A 19457-nucleotide genomic window follows, 5' to 3' on the forward strand; every position below is an offset into this window, starting at 1 on the left:
CGTGGATAGACGCGCCTTCCTGACCGCCTGCGGCATCGGCGCCGGCGGCCTGTTGCTGCCCGGCTTCGCGGGGCGTGCGATCGCTGCGGAGGAGCTGGGCGACACCCTGGACGTCGCGATCAAGAAGCGGCTGGCCGATGCGGCGATGTCGACGGCCAAGGCGGCGGGCGCGACCTATTGCGACGTGCGGATCGGCAAATACCTGCGCCAGTTCGTCATGACGCGCGAAGCCAATGTCGAGAACATCGTCAACACCGAGAGCTCGGGCGTGGGCGTGCGGGTCATCGCCGACGGGGCCTGGGGCTTCGCGGCGACCAATGAGCTGACCGCCGAGGCCGTGGCCAATGCCGCCAAGCTGGCGACGGCCATCGCGAAAGCCAACGCGACCAGCCAGACGTCGCCGGTGCAGCTGGCCCCGACGCCCGGCGTCGGCGAGGTCAGCTGGCGCACCCCGATCGCCCGCAACGGCATGACGGTGCCGATCGAGGAGAAGATCGAGCTGTTGATGGGGGTCAACTCGGCCGCCATGGCCGCCGGCGCCAGCTTCGTCGCCTCGCGCATGTTCCTGGTGAACGAGCAGAAGTATTTCGCCTCGACCGACGGATCGTACATCGATCAGGACGTGCACCGCATCTGGGCGCCGTTCACGGTCACCGCCGTCGACAAGACGACCGGCAAGTTCCGCACCCGCGACGGCCTCTCGTCGCCCATGGGTCTGGGCTACGAATATCTGGACGGCAAGGCCGAGGACAAGACGGCCCTGCCCGGCGGCCTGATCGCCCATGGCAAGTCCTATGATATGCGCGAGGACGCGGTCGCCGCGACGGCCCAGGCCAAGGAGAAGCTGACCGCCGAGTCGGTGAAGGCCGGCAAGTACGATCTGGTGCTGGACCCCAACCACCTCGGTCTGACCATCCACGAGTCGGTCGGCCACCCGCTCGAGCTCGATCGGGTGCTGGGCTATGAGGCCAACTATGCGGGCACCAGTTTCGCGACCATCGACAAGCGCGACGCCCACTTCAAATACGGCAGCGAGGTCGTGAACATCGTCGCCGACAAGACCCAGGTCGGCAGCCTCGGCGCTGTCGGCTATGACGACGAGGGCGTGGCGGCCAAGCGCTGGGACCTGATCAAGGACGGGGTGCTGGTCGACTATCAGGCCACACGGGACCAGGCCCATCTGCTGGGCAAGACGGCGTCCGACGGCTGCTCCTACGCCGACAGCTGGTCGACGGTGCAGTTCCAGCGGATGCCGAACGTCTCGCTGCAGCCCGGCAAGACCAAGATGAGCGCCGCCGACATGGTCGCGAATGTCGAGGACGGGATCTACATCCTGGGCCGCGGCTCCTATTCGATCGACCAGCAGCGCTACAACGCCCAGTTCGGCGGCCAGCTGTTCTACGAGATCAAGAACGGGGCGATCACCCGGCCGCTGGGCGACGTCGCCTATCAGATGCGCACGCCCGAGTTCTGGGCCTCGTGCGCGGCGACCTGCGACGAGAGCGACTACCGGATGTTCGGATCCTTCTTTGACGGCAAGGGCCAGCCGAGCCAAGTCTCGGCCGTCAGCCACGGCTCGGCGACGACCCGGTTCAACGGGATCAATGTGATCAATACGGCGCGGTCGCTGGGGTAGCCGCCTCCCCGTCCGTCATCCTCGGGCTCGTCCCGAGGACCCACAGCGGGTTTGAACGCGGACAGCGCCGCATTGAGACGGGCGTTCCCCATCGATCGTCCGATTGTGCGGAACCTTGGGTCCTCGGGACGAGCCCGAGGATGACGGAGATTATTGATCGGTCTTCGGAACGGCGCGGCCGAGGTTCGAGCGTTCGAACCACCACAGACCCCCACCCAGCAGCAGCCAAGCCAGGAGCCACGGCCAGGACGGTCCGGGCTGCGTCCGGACCTCGCCTGAGGCGGCGGCAGGCGTCGGTTTGCGGCCCAGCATCAGGGTGGCGTCGCGGTCGCGGGCGGCCTTGATCCCTAGGAGGCGGTCGGCGGGCTGGACGTAGAGCGGCGAAATCTGTTCTGCGCCCCGGGCGTCCGTGGTGCGCAGCAGATGCCAGCCGGAGGCGGCGGGCCAGAGACCGGCGCAACCGCCCGCCGCCGGGTCGGGGATCAGGGTGGCAGCGGCGCCATTGGGGCTCTGGACGCGGGCGTTGGCCGAGAGGTTGCAGAGGGTCAGGCGGTCGCCGACCCAGGCCGGGCCGGTGACGACGGGGGCGCCCGCCGAGGGCCGGGCCACGGCGGCGAGCATGCCGCTCCACCAGTCGCCGTAAAGGGCGCCGTGCCCGGTCAGGGTCAGGCCGTAGCTGTCCACGCCGGTGAAGACGGCGACCCGGCCGAGGCCGACGGCGCGCCAGGCCGAGAGGGTCGCGCCGCCTGCGTCGCGGATCAGGGGGACGGCGTCGGCGCCGCCGGGGATGGCCGCCAGACGGCTGAGTTCGGGGATGAACGGCTCGCCCATCTCGGCGTCGGCGGGGGCGTCCGCGCTGCCGATGCCGGAGCGGGTGCGGGCGACGGCGGCGTCGGTGGCGGCCGGCAGGGCGATGGGGCTGAGGACGTCGGGTCCGGTGAGGGCGAAGCCGAGCGAACGCCAGGAGGCCCGACCGGCGCCGTCCAGCGGGCCGCTGGCGCGCAGGACCAAGCCGAGGCCGTCGCGGACCGCCGCCAGAACGGCCGGGCGGGCGCCGGGCCAGCTGCGGTCGTCGATGACCGCGACGTCGAACTGGCGCAGGGTCGCGGCGTTGATCGCGATGGCCGGATCGCCGAGCTGGACGCCGCCGCCCGCGCTCATCTGGGTGTTGACGGTGAAGCCCGCATCGGTGGCCCAGCGGCGCAGGTATTTGACCTCAGGCCCCGGCGCGCCGGCGAGGATCAGGAGGCGGGGTTTGGCGTCGGCCTCGATGCGGACGGGGACGTCGGCCTGTTCGACGACCCGCTGGCCGTCCTTTACGCGGACGCCGAAGGTGACGAGGCCCGCCGCACGGGCCGTGCCGGAGACTGTGAAACGGCCCTCTGCGTCGACGGCCTGGCTGTCGGTGACGCGACCGGCGGGATCGACCAGGTCGACGACGGCGCCCGGGAGGCCCGCGACCTGACCGCCCGTCTGGAAACGCATGCCCGGAGCGATGCGGGCGGGCGGGGTCAGGGAGATCAGGCCGGGACGCGGAGCCGTGGGAGTGAAGTCGACGGCGAGGCCTCCGGCTGCATCGCGGTCGCGCGCGGTCAGGCCGTCGCCGAGGACGCGGATACGGCGGACGTCGGGATAGAGACGCAGGGCCGTGCCGAGGTCCGGGACGCGTTCCACGCCCGGGACGGCGACCTCCGGCAGGGCGACGCTCTGGCCGCCCGAGGCGGCGGCGGTGCGCGGCGCGTTGGCGGTGAGGACCGTCAGGGTCCCGCCGGCGACCGGCAGGGCCGGCGGGAAGAGGCCGAGGAAGAGAAGCGCGGCCCAGACGGGCTGGACGCCTATCAGGACCACGAACCGCCAGAGCGGAAAGGCGGGCGCGCCGCGACGCCACAGGATCAGCCGGACCCAGGCCGCGAGGACGGCGGCGGTCAGGATCAGGGCGAGGATCAGCTTCGGGGTCAGCATTGAAGTCATTGGCCGCCTCCCCCGATGGCGTTGAGGTAGCGGGCGCCGGCGGCGTCGGCGGTGCGGCGGCGGTCAAGACCGGCGGGCGGGCGGGCCATGGCGGTCCACAGCAGGGCGCGCAGATGGTTGCGACACTCGGCGCAGTCGGGATCGCGGCGCACGGCGTCGACCGCGCCGGACAGCGACAGGGGGTCGGGCAGCCGCGCGGAATTGGCGCCGATCCAGCGCTCCAGGGCGTCGAGGGCGACGGGGCCGCGCACGGCCTCAGGGCCCTGACCCAGGGCGCGCCAGGCGTCGGCGGCGGGGCCGTCGCCGGTCTCAACCGGGGCGACGGCGAGGGCGCGGCCGGCGATGCCTTCGCGCTTGCCCGTCATGCGACGACTGGCGTCGATGGGCGGCAGTTCGGGGCCGACGCGGTTGAGGAAGATGCGGGTGGCGCGCTGAACCTCCTTGATGAACTCCAGCGCCTTGTTGGCGTGCGGCAGGGCGAGGTCGGGACGGCCCTGCTTCAGCTCCCGCTCGGACAGCCACATCTCGTCGACCGCCTGTTTGAGGATGGCGCGGGTCTGGGGGTCGAGACTGGAGGCGGGGGAATCGTCGTGGGGGTGGCCGAACTCGGCCAGCACGTCCTCGGGACCGCCGAAGGTCTGGGTGCGGACCGCGGGGGCGCCATGGTCATGACCATCGTCATCCGAGTGCGCAGCGCCGTCGCTGGTGGGGAGTTCGGGCTCGCCCTCCTCCTCGCCGCCGAGGAATTTGGAATAGCGGCCGCGCAGGATCTGCTGGTCGTTACCGATGACAGTGGAGCGCTCAATGTAGGTGTCGCCCGACAGGCGACGACGCTGGGTCAGGAGCCGCTCGGCGTCGATGATGATCTGGCGCTGACTGCGGAAATAGGCCGGGAGGGTGGTGTTGACCATGCCCTCCAGCCCGGTGCTCTCGGCCTTCTTCGGCGAGGGCCAGCGCAGGATCATACTGGGGCCGCGCACGACCTGGGGGGCGGGCGCGCGCTGGTCCGAAACGATCAGCTGGACGACCATGTCGCTGCCCGGACCGAAGCCGAGGGCGGTGAAGTCGAGGCGCGGCGAGAAGCGGCGGTCGCGGGCGGGGCCGGAGCCGGCCAGCGCGATCTCGCGCTCGGAGAAGGTGACGTTCTCCCCCTCCCCGATGGCCAGGGTGATGCGCAGGCGGGCGGTCGGGGCGACGCCATAGTCGTCGCTCGCGGCGAAGACCGGGCTCCAGCCGCGCTGGCCGGCGGTGACGAGAGTCAGGCTCCCGGTCGGGGACAGGACCTTCACCGAAGGCGGCGTGTCGGCGATGGAGTCGATGCGGTGGAGCGGCGGGGTTCCGGCGCGGCCGGGGGCTGGATCGACGCGATAGAGGAAGGAGGTCTCCAGCGTCCGGCTGGCCACCCAGTTGTCGCCCGATCGGGTCAGGGTCAGGGGCGCGCCGCCCAGCATGACCATGGCCGGGACCTGAGCCTGCGGGTCGAACTTCAGCGTCCATTCCAGGCGGGAGCCCTGGGGCGCGCGAGCGTCAAGCTTCGCCTCATCGCGCATCGGCAGGCCGGTGTAGGCGGGCGGATAGATGCGCAGGTTCTGGCCGACCAGGGCGGGGACGCCGGGCGCGGCCTGTCCCTCGGCGGCGGGCGAGAGGGTGACGGGCTTGTTCACGCCACGCGGCCAGACGGCGACCGCGACGACAGCGATCAGGGCGACGGCCCAGAGGATCAGGATCGGACGGCGCGACCAGTCGGCGACGAGGGCGGCGGGCGAGCCGGTGTTCAGGCGGTCGAGGAGGCGGGCGCGCTGGAGGCGCTGCAGGACGCCGAGGCCGGCCGGGTCGGCGAAGAGGAGTTCGGCGCTGTCCTCCATGTCCGGGCGGACGCCGTCGAGGCGCCGGGTCAGCCAGAGCCGGTCGAACCGGGCGGCGCGGCGCAGGGCGAGGACGGCGATGATGACGGCGGCGAGGGCGAGGAGGACGAGGCCCGTCATCGGGCCTGCGATCGCCCAGCCGAGGGCGGCGATCAGGAGGGCGACGGGCGTGGCCAGCAGCAGGTCGTTGAACAGGCCGCGACGACGGGCGGGGCCGGTCCAGGTGGAGATGATGGCTGCGGGGCTCACGGGATGGCTCCCCGTGAACGGCGCGTGGCCAGCCAGCGCTCGCCGAGGAGGACGAGGCCGATGAGGACGGCGAGCCAGGGCTTGAGGTCCAGAGGCGCCGGGTCGAAGGCGCGACCGCCGGTCAGGGGGGCGTAGTCGGCGGCGGCGACGCGAGCGGGCTGGACGGGGGGCGGAGTGATCGCGACCTTCAGATGGAGGGCGAAGTCGGCCTGAAGCAGCTCAGGGGTTTCGGACGGGGTCAGGGGGTGGGTGAGGCGCAGCAGACGGCCCTGCCCCATCGCCTGGACCTCGATCAGGGGACGATCGAGGGCGTCTCGCCAGACGACGGCGCGGGCCGCGTCGGGGATAGCGGCGTCCGAGGAGACGAGAGCGATTCCGCCGGCCTCGATCCACTGGATGACGGCGGGCGGAAGGGTTCCGGCGCCGAGGCGGATCAGGGTGCGTCTGGCGTCCGGAAGAGGCGCGTCAAGCTCGGCGGTGTCGGCGTCGGCGGGGCGACCGGCGGGCTGCCAGGAGGCGGCGGCGGCCTGAAGGTAGCGGACCCCGGAGGCATGGTCGGCGTCGGTGCGGATCGACAGCGGCGGGATGGACGCGGACGCGGGCTGGCGCGCGGGCATGGCTCCGGCGACGACGCGCCAGATCACCGGACGGGACAGACGAGGGCGTTCGGCGTCGGCGCCCTGCAGCGTCTTGGGCGTGACCACGGTCAGGGGGGCGCCGGGCGGCAACTGGGCGTCGAGCTGTCGGATCAGGCTGGCGATGGGCGCCGTGGTCGTGGGGCGCGGGGTCTCAAGGTTGGGGAAGCCGGGGGCGAGCCAGTGGCCCCTGCCCTCGCCGACAATCGTCTGCGCCTGTGCGGCGTCCGCGCCGGGGACGACCGCGATGTAAGGCGCCTTGTCGCCCGCGCCGAACAGGACCGGGCGGGCGAACCAGAGGGCGACGAGGGCCAGCAGGATCAGGCGCAGGATCAGCAGCGGCCATTCGTCGAAGCGCAGACGCGAGCGCGGACGCGGCTTCTGACGCAGCCAGCGCAGGGCGGCGAAGTCGGTAGGCAGCTGCTCGCTGCGCCGGGCGATATGGATGACCAGCGGGACGATCAGGGCGGCGAGCGCAGCCAGACCCAGCGGCAGAAGCAGGGCCGGGGTCATGAGTATTCGGCCGCATCATGGGCGCCGAACAGACGGCGCAGCGGCAGGTCGACGGGCTGACCCACAACGTGTTCGGCGCGGCGGATGCCGACGGCGTCGAGGCGGGCGTGAAGCGCGGCGCGGGCCTCGCCGAAGCGGCGCAGGAATTCGGCGCGCAGGGCCGGGCCGTCGCCCAGAAGCTCCTCGCCCGTCTCCGGATCGCGGAAGCGGTAGCCGCCGGTGAAGGCGAACTCCGTCTCGCCGGCGGTCAGCATCTCGACGACCAGAACCTCGCGCCCGGCGGCGGCGAGGGTCTCGGCCAGATCGACAACGCCGGGGTCGAAACAGTCGCTGAGGATGACGACCAGATCGTGGGCCCCGACCCGTTCCCAAACCGGGCTGAGCTGGTCCTCGCGAGCGAAGCCGCCGGCGGGCTTGAGCGGCAGGAGTTCAAGGGTCAGGCGATCGCGCTGACGAAGGCCGGAGGCGGGCGGCAGCAGGCGCAGGCCCTGATCGTTGAGCGCCATCCAGCCGAAGCGATCGCCCTGCTGCATCGCCAGTTCGGCGAGGGAGGCGGTCAGGGATTTGGCGGCGTCGAAGCGGGTCGTGCTGCCCTCCGCCTGGCCCATCGAGGCCGAAGCGTCCATCAGGATCCAGACGGCGACCGGGCTCTCGCGCTCGGCCTCGCGGACGAAGAATTTGTCGGAGCGGGCGTAGAGCTTCCAGTCGATCTGACGCAGTTCGTCGCCGCGCTCATAGGCCCGGTACTGGGCAAACTCGAGGCCCGCGCCGCGGCTGTGGCTCTGGTGCAGGCCGAGGCCGTGCGACCCCACCGCCCGACGCGTGATCAGGCGCAAGGCTTTGAGCCGGCTCCGCACGTCTGGAGGAATGAGGTCGGTCACGCGGGGGCAGCCTTTGGATCAGGCGTTGGGCATCGGGACGGCGCGGACGAGGGCGGCGACGACGTCGTCGGCGCTGCGCCCCTCGGCCTCGGCGGCGAAGGACAGCAGCAGGCGGTGGCGCATGACCGGGGCCGACAGGGCGATGATGTCCTCACGCGTCGCGGCGAGGCGGCCCTGCAGAAGGGCGCGAGCCTTGGCCGCGAGGATCAACGACTGGCCGGCGCGCGGACCGGCGCCCCATTTGACGTATTTGCGGACCTCTTCCGGCGCGCCCTCGCCCGGTCGGCTGGCGCGGACGATGCGGGTGACCCAGCTGAGCAGGGCGTCGGAGAAATGCACCTCGCGGACCAGGGCCTGGAGCGCCAGGACCTCTTCGCCCATCATGACGGCGGGGACGGCGCCGGTCTTCGCGCCCGTGGTCTGGGCGAGGATGTCGCGCTCTTCCTGCTCTGTCGGATATTCGACGCGGATGTGCAGGAGGAAGCGGTCGAGCTGGGCCTCGGGCAGAGGATAGGTGCCGGCCTGCTCCAGCGGGTTCTGGGTGGCCAGGACGAAGAAGGGTTTGGGCAGGACGTGGGTCACGCCGCCGTAGCTGACGGTCTTTTCCTGCATGGCCTCCAGCAGGGCCGCCTGGGTCTTGGGCGGGGTGCGGTTCAGCTCGTCGGCGAGCAGCAGGTTGGTGAAGACCGGGCCGGGCTGAAAGCGGAAGCTGCGATGGCCCGTGCCGTGATCCTCTTCCAGCAGTTCGGTGCCGAGGATGTCGCTGGGCATCAGGTCGGGGGTGAACTGGACGCGGCGGAACTCCAGCTTGAGCGCCTCGCCGAGCGAGCGGACCAGCAGGGTCTTGCCGAGGCCGGGCACGCCCTCAAGCAGGCAGTGGCCGCCGGCGAGAAGGCCGATGAGCAGCTGTTCGACGACGTCCTGCTGGCCGACGATGGCCTGGGCGATGGCGGTGCGGAGGTCCCCCAGACGCGCGAGCTGCGCCTGGATGTCGGCTTCGGAGAGGGTCTTGGTCATGTCGGGTCCCGGGGAGGGGCTGAAGCGAACTGAAGAGGCGAAAAGGCAGTCAGGAACTGAGGGCGTACATCACGATGTTGACCCCGAAGCGGGTGTTGTCGACGGCGAGGAAGCGCTTGTTGCGCCAGTCGTAGTCCCACTCGCAGCCATAGTCCTTGTTGGAATAGAGGACGCCGAGGCGGCCGTTGATCTCGATGCCCTTGAGGTAGTCGTGGACCAGGTCGTCGCCCCAGCCGTTGAGCTCGAGCCCCGTGTTCGGCGGGCCGTCCTCGAAGGTGAAGAAGCTGCGGTAGATCGGGTGGGTCTTGGGCAGGACCTTGAGCGCGGCCGGGCCGAAGATGGCGCGCATCTGGGCCTCGAACGAGCGGGCGAACAGGCCGTCGATGTCGTGGTTGCAGTCGTCGACGAAGACGAAGCCGCCGTTCCTCACATAGCGTTCGAAATTGCGCCGCTCAGCCTGTGAGAACTCCACCAGCTTGTGCCCCGCCAGATAGCAGAAGGGCGCCGTCAGCATGCGCGGGTCGGACAGGGGAATGACCCGCTCGGTCGGGTCGACGCGCAGGGTGGTGTAGTCGATCAGGGAGGTGATCAGGTTGGACGGCATACGCTGGTCCACGTCCCAGTCGCCCGAGTCGTAGCGCAGCCGCGTGAACCAGAAGTCGTAGGTCCCTGCGGCGTTTGCGAAACGCGGCAGGGAGGACAGGGCGAGCCCGGCCAGCCCCCCTGCCCCCAGACGTAGAAACTGCGCCCGGTTCATGCCCTTTGATGGGCCTCCAACCGGGCTGTCGCCATCAGACGGCGTCCGAAAGCGAGGTGAAGGTGAAGTCGCGCAGCTTCATCGGCGGCAGGTACATGACATTGCCGCCCTCGTCGGCCGAGACGCGCACCGGACGGCCCAGCTCCTCGACGTTGTTGAGCATGATCACCGGCGACTCGTTGAAGCGGAAGTTCTTGAGCGGATGCTTGATCTGGCCGTCCTCGATGTAGAACGTGCCGTCGCGGGTCAGGCCGGTCAGCAGCACGGTCTGCGGATCGACCATGCGGATGTACCAGGTGCGGGTGACCAGGATGCCGCGCTGGGTCGTGCGGACCAGATCGGCCGTCGACTTGTCGCCGCCCGTCATGATCAGGTTGCCCGGACCGGCCAGGGCCGTCTTGCCCTGCTTGTCGGCCCAGTAGCGCGAGTAGTTCAGGTTCACGATCTTGCCGTTCTCGACGATCTGCATGCGCTCGCGCGCCATGCCTTCATCGTCCCACGGATAGACGGCGGCGTTGGGGTAGGAGGGGTCGGTGAAGAAGTTGACCTCGGGCCCGTAGACCTGTTCGCCGGTCTTGTTGCCGCCGCCCGCCTTGGACAGGAAGCTGCGGCCCTCGTCGGCCGAACGGGCGTCGAAGAAGTTCATCATGAAGCCGATCAGGCCGGCGGCCGCGGCGGGCTCCAGGATGACGGTGTATTTGCCGGGCTCCAGCGCCTGGGCGTCGGCGGAGGCGGCCGCCTTGCGCATGGCGATGCGCACGTCGTCGCCGGCCGAGAAGGTGGCGACGTCCTGGACATTGTCCCCGACCCAGCCCGAGCCGCGGCCGTCGGCGGTGCGGACGGTGCAGGTGTAGTCCGAGCTGGTCGCGGTCTGGTAGCCGTAGTTGCCCTTGGAGTTCAGGAAGCAGACGAAGCCCGTCGTGTCTTCAAGATAGCCGGCGGCGATCAGGTTCTCGGCCTTGCACGGCCCGATCGAGTCGGCCGCCACCTTGGCCCGGTATTCGGGGGTGATGGCTGCGGTCGCCGCGCTGAAGGTCGGGGTGGGGACGAAGGTCTGTTTGTCGACGGCCGGCATGAACTCGGGGTTCTCGGGCGCCAGCTTGGCCAGCTCTTCTGCCCGCTTGACCACCCGCTCCAGCGACGCGTCATCGAACTGGTTGATGGTGGCGACGCCGGTCCGCTTGCCGAAGGCCACCTGGACCGACAGCTCGACGTTGTCGACGATGCCGCTGGTGGACACGTTGTTCAGGGCGAAGCGCACGTTGCCGCGCGTCGAGCCGGCCAGTTGGGCCGTGCACTCGTCGGCCGTGGACAGGGCCACGACCTTGGTCAGGATGGCCTTGGCCTCCGCCTCGGGAAGAATGCTCATCTGTCAGTCTCCTTGGTGCGCGATCAGCCGAGCGAACGGGCGGTGTTGATGACGTTGATGCCGTTGAAGCGCGCGGTCGAGGACCCGTGCGACACGGCGGAAACCTGGGAGGGCTGGCCCTTGCCGTCGAAGAAGGAGCCGCCCAGGCGATAGTCGGAGGCGTCGCAGACGCCGGCGCAGGCGTTCCAAAACTCCGGCGTGCGGATCTGGTAGGCGACGTCCTCGATCTGATGGGTGATCTGGCCGTTCTTGATCTCGTAGAAGAGCTCGCCGCCGAACTGGGCGTTGTAGCGCTGCTGGTCGATGGAGAAGGAGCCGTCGCCGATGATGTAGATGCCGTCCTCGACGTTGGAGATCATGTCCGCGACGCTCATCTTCTCCTTGCCGGCTTCCAGCGAGACATTGGCCATGCGCTGGAACTGGACGTTGGACCAGCTGTCGGCATAGCAGCAGCCGTCGGACTCTGTCTTGCCCTCGATATGGGCCTGGTCGCGGATGGCCTGATAGCCGACCAGCTTGCCGTCGCGGATCAGGTCCCACTTCTTGGTCTTCACGCCCTCGTCGTCATAGCCGACGTAGCCCAGGCTGCCGGGCTGAAGCTTGTCGGCGACGATGTTGACCTTGTCGCTGCCGTACTGGAAGTGGGCGTCCTTCTTGTCCATCGTCGCGAAGCTGGTGCCCGCGTAGTTGGCCTCGTAGCCGAGGACGCGGTCGAGCTCGAGCGGGTGACCGACCGACTCGTGGATGGTCAGCCAGGTGTGCGACGGGTCGAGGACCAGGTCGTACTTGCCCGCCTTGACCGAGGGGGCCGTCAACTTGGCCCGGGCCTGCTGGGCCGCAGCGATGGCGTCGGCGCGCATGTCGTAGGACTGGCCATAGACGACGACGCCGTTGGGCAGGACGGTCTTACCGGACTCGGCGCCGTCCAGATATTCGTAGCCCAGACCCATTGGGGCCGAGAGGCCGTCGCGGCTGCGGAACTTGCCGGTCGTCTTGTCGATGGCGGTCGCGGACATCGGGCACCAGATGCGGTGCACGTCCTGGTCGATGTAGGAGCCGTCGGTCGAGGCGAAATACTTCTGCTCGTTCACCAGGAAGAGCATCGACTGGAAGAAGTCGGCGCCGGCGGCCAGGGCCGCGGCGTTGGTGCCGAGCAGGAGATCGACCTTCTCCTTGATCGGCACCTCCATGGCGTTCTTGACGATGGGGGTGCGCCAGGAGACCTCGCCGACGCCGGGCGTCGGGGCCAGCTGGACCCGCTCGGTCAGGGTCGGGGCGTTGGCCTTGGCGATGGCCACGGCCTGGCGCGCGGCCTTGGCGACCGAGTCGACCGTCAGACTGTTGGTGGCGGCGAAGCCCCAGGCGCCGTCGGCGATGACGCGGACGCCCGCGCCGGTCGATTCGGTGTTGACGATATTCTGGACGTTGGCTTCGCGGGTGATCACGAACTGGCGCAGATAGCGGCCGATGCGGACGTCGCAATAGGTGGCGCCGGCGGCCCGGGCGGCGTTCATGGCGGCGTCAGCGAGGGTTTTCTTGACCGCGACGTCCATGGTGGAGACCAGCTCCTCGGCGGCGATGGCCTGTCCCGCGAACAGGGACGGCAGGATCAGCCCCCCGGCGGCGATAGAGCCGAGAGACAGGAAGTCGCGTCTATGCATGGCTCGCCTCCGCCCGCTTTGTCGCGGGTCACGATATGGGGATGAATGATGTCCTCGCCCCGGACCTGAGCGGTTCGGGGAGCACGATCATTGCCGCCTAAGAGGCGCGCGTCAAACCATGGTCACATTACAAGCAAGCAAGGTTCGGCCCCGCGTCCGGGATCGGACGCGGGGCCGGGAAGCTGTGCCGCAACTGTCGATTTCAAAGGCGGAAGCGCACACCCAGGGTGAAGTAGCGACCCAGGACGTCGTCGCCCATCGCATAGCCGTCGCGCAGGCCGGCGCGGGTGCCGTTCAGGGCATAGGCCCCGCCGGGCGCCTCGTTGTCGAACAGGTTGGAGACATTGAGGAAGACCTCGGTCGAACCGACCGCGGTGTCCGCCTTCCAGGACAGGTTGATGTTGGTCGTGGAGAAGGCGTCGAGGCGGTTGCCGGCCCAGACCTGGGACGGATCGCCGCCCAGCTTCATCACGTCGCGCCAGCGGTGCATGAGGTCAACGGTCAGGTTCTCGACCGGCTGGAAGCGCAGCAGGGCGGTCAGGCGCAGGTCGGGACCGGCGGCGGCGCCCAGAGGCCCAAAGGCCACCCCGCCCTGATCGGTCGTCACCACGCCGGGCTGGGCATAGGTCACATGCGGCTGATAGGCGGCGAGGAAGCGGAAGGCCGCCGGCCGGTCGAACAGGGTCGCGGCGTAGTTGACCTCGAGGTCCGCGCCATAGGTCTCGACCTCGGCGATGTTCATATATTTGGTGTACCAGCGGGTCACGGCGTTGGAGGCCGCGGTCGAGGTGTAACCGTTCGGGCGAACTTGCAGGGCGCAGAACTCGGACGTGCCGCCGCTGTCGTAGCAGGCCCGCTGATAGGCCGCCGTTGCGCCGTTGATCTGGGTCACCGCGTCCGAGATGGTGATGTGATAGCCGTCCAGGGCGATGCTGAGCCCGTCCATCGGCTTCCAGATGAAACCGGCGGTCGAGGTGTCGCCGATTTCGGCGGTCAGGTTCGGGTTGGACAGGTCGGTCGAGGGCACCGTCGGGCTGGCGCCGGTCAGGAGGTCCTGGGTCGTCACCGGCACGGAGTTGGTCGGGGCGAACAGCTCGTAGAGGGTGGGCGCGCGGATGTCGCGCGAGCGGGTGGCGCGCAGGCGGAAGGCGTCGTTGATCCGCCAGTCGGCCCCGATCTTCCAGGTCCAGTAGTCGCCGGAGGTGTCGTAGCTGGTGAAGCGGGCCGCGCCGTTCAGGTTGAAGGACTGGATGAAGGGGGCGTCGACGACGAGGGGAGCGTCGAACTCGATGGCCGCCTCCTGGACCGTCTGGCTGACCTCGGGGCTGGAAGCATAGGTGTTGGCCCACAGGGCGCCGCCGGCGGTGCAGTTGTAGCGGATGCCCGTGCAGTCGACGACGGCGCTGGGCAGGGCGTCGCTGACCGAGGAGAAGCTGAGCTTGCGCCACTCGGCCGAGACGGCCACCGCGACCGGACCGGCCCAGGTGCTGAACGGCGAGCCGTCGACATGGGCCGAGGCCGAATCCATCACGGTCTGGGCGGAATAGTGGGTCGACTGCAGCACCCAGGCCAGGGCCTCGGCGCTGGCGGCGGTCGGCCCGAACACGTTCAGCGGCACGCAGCCATTGGCCAGGCTCGGGTTGGTGACGGTGATCGAGCAGGAGATGGTCGAGCCGTTCTGGACCGCGTCCAGCGCCGCGGCCAAGCGCTGGTTGTTGACGTTGTTGTTCAGCGTCGTGTCCATGTCCGTGGTCCCGTGGACCAGGTCGAGGCTCCATTTGTAGCCATCGCCGAAATCGCCGTTCAGCCCGCCCATATAGATCCACTGCTCGGACTCGCTGACGGCCTCGAGCCGCGGCGCGCGCAAGAGTTCGCTGAGGCGGAAGGTCGGCTGGTTCGCCGTCGCCAGCTGGGTCCGATAGGTCTGGGCCAGGAAGGGATTGCTGGAGTTCATCGTCACGTTCGTCAGGCGAACGTAGTCGGAGGCGTTGACGTTGGTCTTCAGGTTGCCGCTGACCTGGGCATAGGCGTGGATGTGGTCGGTGATGTCGAAATCGAAGCGGCCGAAGATCTGCTGCGCTTCCAGCGACCCCAGCAGCGACGAGTCGTAGTAGCCGCCGTCGCCGCCGACCTCGAGCGCGGCCGAGCCGGTCGTGGCACCGTGCACGATGGGACGCAGGACGCCGTCGGTCGCGAAGGTCTGGCCGTTGAACAGGCCGCTGGTGATCAGGCCGCCGAACGGGAAGGTCGCCTGACGCACGTCGCTGTAGAGAACATAGGGGTTGGCCGTGGTCCCGGCGCCCGCGACGCCCCACAGGTCCATGAAGTCGCGGTCGGAGCGATAGGGAATGCCCTCGTCGTCGCGGTACTCATAGCTGCCCTCGACATGGGCGCGGCCGTCCAGTAGCCGGGTCCCGCCGGCGATGGAGAGGTTCTGTTTGGCGGCGTCGCCCTGGCCCGAGAGGCCGGTCGAGACCGTGGCGCGCAGGCCGTTGAAATTCTTGTCGATAACGTAGTTGACCACGCCGCTGATGGCGTCCGAGCCATAGACGGCCGAGACGCCGCCGGTGACGGTGTCGACGCGCTGGACCAGGGCTTGGGGGATGACGTCGACGTCGACGACGCCGTTCAGCAGGGTCGGCGGCACGCGCAGACCGTCGAGCAGGACCAGGGTGCGGTTGGCCCCGACGTTCCTGAGGTTCAGGGAGTTGGCGCCCGCATTGCCGGCGCCGACGCTGCCGGTTGAGGTGGGGTTGGAGCCCGAGCCGCGGTTGCCGGCGAAGACGGGCAGGATGGCGAGGGCGTCGGCCAGGGTGCCCGGCTGGACGCGCAGCGCCTCCTCGGTCGAGACCACGGTGACCGGCGACGGGCTGGCGTCGCCGTTGCGGATGACGCGCGAGCCGGTGACCACGACGTCGCCGACGTCGGAGGCGTCCTCGGCCGGGACAGGGTCCTGCGTGGCGGGCGCCGTCTGGGCGAAGGCCGCAGAGCTGAGGGCGGCCACGCCGACACCGGCAAGCAGAGCGAGAATTCTGGACTGGGTCTTCACCTGATGGGCTCCTGTCAGACACAGGTGATCGCCATCAAAGACTTGATGTTTCCCCCGTGCGTTTCCTCGGCGGCTTTTGCCGCTCCTTGGACTCGACTATGCCAAGAGCGAAATCAGACGGGTCTATTCAATTCGAGCGCGCGAACATTGGTTTCGTGCGCAGACGCGCCGACGTCTCAGAAGATGTGGACGTGGACCGGGGTGGGCGAGCTGAGCGACAGTTCGGTGTCGGTCAGCCGCCCCGAGCGGGGGTCGAGGGCGAAGATCCGGATCGCATTGGCGTCGCGATTGGCGGCCAGCAGCCAGCGGCCGTTCGGGTGGATGGCGAAATGCCAGGGCTTGTCGCCGCCGGACGGCAGGGACTGGATCTGCGTCAGGGTTTTCGCGCGGCGATCGACGGCGAAGACCACGAGGCTATTCTCGCCCCGGTTCGAGGCATAGACGAAACGGCCGTCGCGGCTGACGGCGATCTCGGCCCCGCTGTTCGTTCCGGTGAAGCCCGGGCTGTTCAGGGAGACGGTCTGGCGGTGGGTCAGCACCCCAGTGCGCGCGTCCCAGCCGAGGGTGTGGATCTCGGCCGTCAGTTCGCAGATCAGATACAGGGTCTGCCCGTCCGGATGGGAGGCGAGGTGGCGCGGGCCGCTGCCGGGAGGCGCCACGTAAGGGGCGTGGGCGGCGGGGTCGGCGACGCCGTATTTCTGTGCGGCGCTGTCGAAGGGCAGGACCCAGACGCGGTCGGCGCCGAGGTCGGCCATCAGGGCAAAGCGGCCGCCGGGATCGATCCAGCCGCCGTGCGGATGGGGGGCGGCCTGACGCCGGTGCGGGCCTGAACCGGTCATGTGCAGGACCGAGCTCGGGGCGCCGGGAACGCCGTCGGGGCCGACCGGCAGGGTCGCCGAGGAGGCGCCGGCGTAGTTGGCGGTCACCAAGGTCGAGGACCGGCGATCGAAGGCCAGATGGGTCGTGCCCCCTCCCCCCGCCCGTACATTGCCGAGCAGTGTCAGGGCGCCGGACGTGGGATCGACGCGGTAAGTCAGGACCCCGCCGGGGCTGGCCCCGTCGCCGCCCGCCTCGTCATTGAACCAGAGAACCGGCAGCGTCGGATGGCGCACGGCCCAGGTCGGGCGCAGGCCCTGGACCACCGGGCCGATGGCGGTCAGTTCGCCGCTGCGCGGATCGAAACGCGCGGCATGCACCGTGTCGCCCTGCATCCCGATGTAGACGAGGTTGGTCTGCCGGCCCGCCGCGAGGACGGTCGCGGGCGCGGCGGCTGTCGCGAGTGCTGCGGCGATCAGGGTGCGGCGGTGGATCATGGCAGGAGGTCTCCCTGTTCGGCGGGACGGGTCAGGGCCGGGCCCGAGGCGCGGCGGCGGCCGACCCAGCGGGTGATGACCGGCCCCGCGCCGCCGGCGTTGAGCTGGCGCAGAAGGTCGGAGTTGTCGCGGTCGGCGACGGTGCGACGCTGGTTGTGGCGCAGATAGTCGGCCCAGGTGGCGACGCGGTAGCTCTCGATCCAGCGGGTCGCGTCGCCGAGGTCCTGCCACAGCATCCAGTCGCGGGCGCCGTCGCGGCTGCGGATGCGTTGACGCCGGGCCATGGCGGCGAGGAAGTCGGCGATCCGTTCGGGGTCGGGGCGATACTCGAGCTGGACCTGAACCGGGCCGTCGTCGGCGTCGACGTCGATCGCGGTGGACGGCGCCTGCCAGCGGCCGAGCGGCTCGACGCGGAGATCCTCGAAGCGCGGCAGAGGCAGGAAGAGGCCGACCACGCCTGCCGCCGCCTGGGCGCCCCCCGCAGACAGGAGGGCCATGGAGACGCCGAAATGCTCGGCGACCCAGCCGAAGAGGCCGCTGCCGACCGCCATCCCGGCGAAGGTGGCGGTCTGATAGAGGGCCAGCGACCGGGCGGTAACCCAGCTCGGCGCCGAGAGCTGGACCGTGGTGTTGTAGGTCGAATGGGCCAGGACCCAGCCGGAGCCGCACAGGGCCGCGCCCAGAGCCGCCACGACCGGGTGGGGCGCGAGGCCGAGAATGGCCAGCCCTCCGGCCAGACAGACGACGGCGACGCCGACGATCTGGTCCGGCGCGAGACGGGCGCGCAGCCGTCCGCCGACCCAGGCGCTGACGATGGCCCCGCCCCCGAAGGCGGCGAGCAGCAGGCCGTAGAGCATGGCGTTGCCGTGCATCTGCTGGCGGGCGACCACGGGCAGAAGGGCGAAGACGGCGCTGGCCGACAAGCCGGACAGGCCGCCGCGCACCACGGCGTTCCTGACGTTGGGGGCATGGACGGCGTAGCGGACCCCGGCAGCCATGGCGGGCAGGATTTTCTCTCGCGGGGCGGTGCGCGGATGGCGGATCGGGGTCCAGCGGATCAGGGCCACGATGAAGGCGACGAAGCTGATCGCATTGGCGACGAAGGCCACCGCCACCCCGGCCGCGACCACCAGGGCGCCGCCGAGCGCCGGGCCGACGGTGCGGGCCAGGTTGATGCTCATGCTGTTGAGCGCCACGGCCCGGCTGATCATGTCGCGGGGCAGGATGTCGCGCACCGAGGCCTGCCAGCACGGATTGTTCAGCGAGCCGAACATGGAGATGACGAAGGTCAGGGCCAGCAGCGACCAGGGCGCGATCAGATGCGTCAGGGTCAGCCCGGCCAGCAGCACCGCCGTGACCAGCATGGCGATCTGCGACGTCAGCATGATGGTGCGACGGTCGTAGTTGTCGGCCAGGGCCCCGCCCGCGAGGATGAACAGCACCGTCGGCAGGCTGATCGCCGTCTGGACCAGGGCGATGATCTGCGGCGAATGGGTCAGGCTGGCCATCAGCCAGGCCGCGCCGACGACCTGGATCTGGCTACCGAGATTGGAGGCGGCGTTGGCCGTCCACAGCTCGCGAAACTGACGATACCCCAGCGGCGAGCGAGGCGTGGTCGGCTGCGCGGGGACGGCCTGAGCCGTCACCCCAGGGCCGCGGTGGTGTCGTCGAAGAGCTCGTCAACGCTGAGCTTGCGCGGAATGATCTTCTGTTCGAAGGCCCAGTCGATGGCGAGTTGCAGACCCTTGCGGTTGGCCTCCAGCCCCATCGGCGGGAACGGGTCGGGCAGGCCGCCCTCGGTCAGGTCGCGGCTCTCGGAGATCATGCGATAGATCTCGCGCACCACGTCGGGCCGGGTCTTCGAAATGTCCTCATGGACCACGAACAGGTGGTTGATCGGCACGACCTGTTCGCGGGCGTACCAGCGCTTGGCCGCTTCGAACGGATCGGGCACCAGCCGTTGCACGCGCGGATCCTTGGGCAGGTCGACCCCCTGCAGGGTGGCGGCCAGTTTGCCGTCCAGCATCATCTGGCCGATGTCCGAGCCCTTGGGAAGCCGGACGCAATTCGAGGGGTCGGTGTATTCCTCGAGATGGCCGTCGCCGACCGTCATCCAGGTGACCTTGTCGAGATCGACGCCGCACTCGTGCTGGAGGATGCCGCGCACCCACAGGCCGGTGGTCTGGGCATAGGTGCGTACTCCGACCTGCTTGCCCTCGATATCCTTCGGGTCGAGCCAGCCGAGTTCCTTGTTGAAGCCGGCGCAGTGGTGCTGGAACCGGCCCGAGATGGGCGCCGGCAGGGCCACGAAAGGCTTCCCGTAGCATTTGGCCTGGAGGTAGGTGACGATCGCCAGCTCGCCGGCGTCGTACGCGCCTTTGCGCAGCATGTCCTTGAAGCCGTTGTGGGCCTGATCCGGCCCGCAGATGTCCAGCTTGACGATTTCGGAGGTCACGCGACCGTCCCGGATCGCCATCGTCTGCGGGTATTCCGCCAGATTGGTGCGCAGCGTGAGCACCTCGTTCATGACATCGCTCATGT

General features: G+C 69.7%; 13 protein-coding genes. 1 reads left to right on the top strand and 12 read right to left on the bottom strand.

From position 1 onward, the window contains the following. The first annotated feature begins 1 nt into the window (after position 1). On the top strand, positions 2 to 1636 hold the full coding sequence (locus tag IFJ75_RS11255; protein ID WP_207868220.1) for a TldD/PmbA family protein: 1635 nt from the start codon (positions 2 to 4) through the stop codon (positions 1634 to 1636). Between the two features lie 150 nt (positions 1637 to 1786). Here IFJ75_RS11255 and IFJ75_RS11260 read toward each other — a convergent pair whose 3' ends face one another. The 12 genes from IFJ75_RS11260 to IFJ75_RS11315 all read right to left on the bottom strand — a co-directional run bounded on the left by IFJ75_RS11260 (position 1787) and on the right by IFJ75_RS11315 (position 19455). Next, positions 1787 to 3607 (bottom strand): hypothetical protein, encoded by a 1821-nt coding sequence (locus IFJ75_RS11260; protein ID WP_207868223.1) that lies wholly within the window; start codon positions 3605 to 3607, stop codon positions 1787 to 1789. Beyond that, entirely contained in the window at positions 3604 to 5721 is a 2118-nt protein-coding gene (locus tag IFJ75_RS11265) for a DUF4175 family protein (protein WP_207868225.1), read from the bottom strand. Before IFJ75_RS11265 ends, IFJ75_RS11260 begins: the two co-directional genes overlap by 4 nt. Further along, positions 5718 to 6869: a BatA domain-containing protein gene (locus IFJ75_RS11270; RefSeq protein ID WP_207868227.1), complete on the bottom strand. Its 1152-nt coding sequence runs from the start codon at positions 6867 to 6869 to the stop codon at positions 5718 to 5720. The genes IFJ75_RS11265 and IFJ75_RS11270 overlap by 4 nt, the downstream gene beginning before the upstream one ends. After that, positions 6866 to 7705 carry a DUF58 domain-containing protein gene (locus IFJ75_RS11275; protein ID WP_225896790.1) on the bottom strand — a complete coding sequence of 280 codons (840 nt, stop codon included), beginning with the start codon at positions 7703 to 7705 and terminating at the stop codon, positions 6866 to 6868. Before IFJ75_RS11275 ends, IFJ75_RS11270 begins: the two co-directional genes overlap by 4 nt. A 63-nt stretch (positions 7706 to 7768) precedes the next feature. Beyond that, the gene (locus IFJ75_RS11280; RefSeq protein WP_207868231.1) at positions 7769 to 8767 is read right to left on the bottom strand and encodes an AAA family ATPase; all 999 of its coding nucleotides are present in this window, start codon (positions 8765 to 8767) and stop codon (positions 7769 to 7771) included. 49 nt (positions 8768 to 8816) lie between these two features. Continuing rightward, a complete protein-coding gene (locus tag IFJ75_RS11285) occupies positions 8817 to 9524 on the bottom strand; it encodes a DUF4159 domain-containing protein (protein ID WP_207868233.1) in 708 nt (235 codons plus the stop codon). A 34-nt stretch (positions 9525 to 9558) separates the two neighbouring features. Then, positions 9559 to 10893 (bottom strand): TldD/PmbA family protein, encoded by a 1335-nt coding sequence (locus IFJ75_RS11290; RefSeq protein ID WP_207868235.1) that lies wholly within the window; start codon positions 10891 to 10893, stop codon positions 9559 to 9561. A 23-nt stretch (positions 10894 to 10916) separates the two neighbouring features. Beyond that, positions 10917 to 12554, bottom strand: coding sequence for a TldD/PmbA family protein (locus IFJ75_RS11295; protein WP_207868236.1), 1638 nt, complete (start codon positions 12552 to 12554; stop codon positions 10917 to 10919). A gap of 202 nt (positions 12555 to 12756) precedes the next feature. After that, positions 12757 to 15603 carry a TonB-dependent receptor plug domain-containing protein gene (locus IFJ75_RS11300; RefSeq protein WP_207868237.1) on the bottom strand — a complete coding sequence of 949 codons (2847 nt, stop codon included), beginning with the start codon at positions 15601 to 15603 and terminating at the stop codon, positions 12757 to 12759. 176 nt (positions 15604 to 15779) lie between these two features. Next, positions 15780 to 16916, bottom strand: a complete 1137-nt coding sequence (locus IFJ75_RS11305; protein ID WP_207868239.1) for a lactonase family protein — start codon at positions 16914 to 16916, stop codon at positions 15780 to 15782. Then, entirely contained in the window at positions 16913 to 18562 is a 1650-nt protein-coding gene (locus tag IFJ75_RS11310; protein WP_207868241.1) for an MFS transporter, read from the bottom strand. Before IFJ75_RS11310 ends, IFJ75_RS11305 begins: the two co-directional genes overlap by 4 nt. After that, complete coding sequence (locus tag IFJ75_RS11315) at positions 18559 to 19455, bottom strand: substrate-binding domain-containing protein (protein WP_207868243.1); 897 nt, start codon at positions 19453 to 19455, stop codon at positions 18559 to 18561. The genes IFJ75_RS11310 and IFJ75_RS11315 overlap by 4 nt, the downstream gene beginning before the upstream one ends. Positions 19456 to 19457: the final 2 nt, after the last annotated feature.

Source organism: Brevundimonas goettingensis, assembly GCF_017487405.1.
In the GTDB taxonomy this organism is placed as follows: Bacteria; Pseudomonadota; Alphaproteobacteria; order Caulobacterales; family Caulobacteraceae; genus Brevundimonas; species Brevundimonas goettingensis.

Coding starts and splice junctions, on each gene's coding strand:
- IFJ75_RS11260 (WP_207868223.1), bottom strand. CDS start 3,607: ATGACTTCAATGCTGACCCCGAAGCTGATCCTCGCCCTGATCCTGACC.
- IFJ75_RS11280 (WP_207868231.1), bottom strand. CDS start 8,767: ATGACCAAGACCCTCTCCGAAGCCGACATCCAGGCGCAGCTCGCGCGT.
- IFJ75_RS11270 (WP_207868227.1), bottom strand. CDS start 6,869: ATGACCCCGGCCCTGCTTCTGCCGCTGGGTCTGGCTGCGCTCGCCGCC.
- IFJ75_RS11285 (WP_207868233.1), bottom strand. CDS start 9,524: ATGAACCGGGCGCAGTTTCTACGTCTGGGGGCAGGGGGGCTGGCCGGG.
- IFJ75_RS11305 (WP_207868239.1), bottom strand. CDS start 16,916: ATGATCCACCGCCGCACCCTGATCGCCGCAGCACTCGCGACAGCCGCC.
- IFJ75_RS11315 (WP_207868243.1), bottom strand. CDS start 19,455: ATGAGCGATGTCATGAACGAGGTGCTCACGCTGCGCACCAATCTGGCG.
- IFJ75_RS11290 (WP_207868235.1), bottom strand. CDS start 10,893: ATGAGCATTCTTCCCGAGGCGGAGGCCAAGGCCATCCTGACCAAGGTC.
- IFJ75_RS11295 (WP_207868236.1), bottom strand. CDS start 12,554: ATGCATAGACGCGACTTCCTGTCTCTCGGCTCTATCGCCGCCGGGGGG.